The organism is Streptomyces hazeniae, assembly GCF_031845485.1.
GTDB lineage: Bacteria > Actinomycetota > Actinomycetes > Streptomycetales > Streptomycetaceae > Streptomyces > Streptomyces hazeniae.
In genome coordinates this window covers 1-413 of record NZ_JAVREQ010000232.1, presented here as the reverse complement: position 1 = coordinate 413, position 413 = coordinate 1, and the positions used below count along the sequence as shown (strand labels likewise).

The 413-nt window shown below is 54.2% G+C and carries 1 protein-coding gene; it reads right to left on the bottom strand.

All coding sequences use genetic code 11. The features are described from left to right. Positions 1-30: 30 nt before the first annotated feature. Positions 31-413: ABC transporter permease subunit (locus RM572_RS29485; protein WP_311676401.1), on the bottom strand; the 383-nt coding region annotated here is incomplete at its 5' end.

Genomic DNA, 413 nt, shown 5'->3' with positions numbered 1-413 from the left:
TATGTTCAATGGTGCTCATGATTGCACTCCTTAACGATCTTTCGGGTCGAGGGCATCACGCAGGCCATCGCCGATAAAATTGAAACAGAACAGAGTTACAACCAGGAAGCCTGCCGGGAACAGCAGTAACCAAGGTGAAACTTCCATAGAGTTGGCGCCGTCGCTCAGCAACGCACCCCAACTGCTTAACGGCTCTTGCGTACCCAACCCTAAGAAGCTGAGGAAGGATTCGAATAAGATCATGCTCGGTACCAGCAGGGAGGCATAAACCACCACCACGCCCAGTACGTTTGGCACGATGTGGCGCAGAACGATGTTACGGGTAGACACCCCGCTCACCAGCGCCGCTTCGATGAACTCTTTACGCTTCAGGCTCAGGGTCTGTCCACGCACAATACGCGCCATGTCCAGCC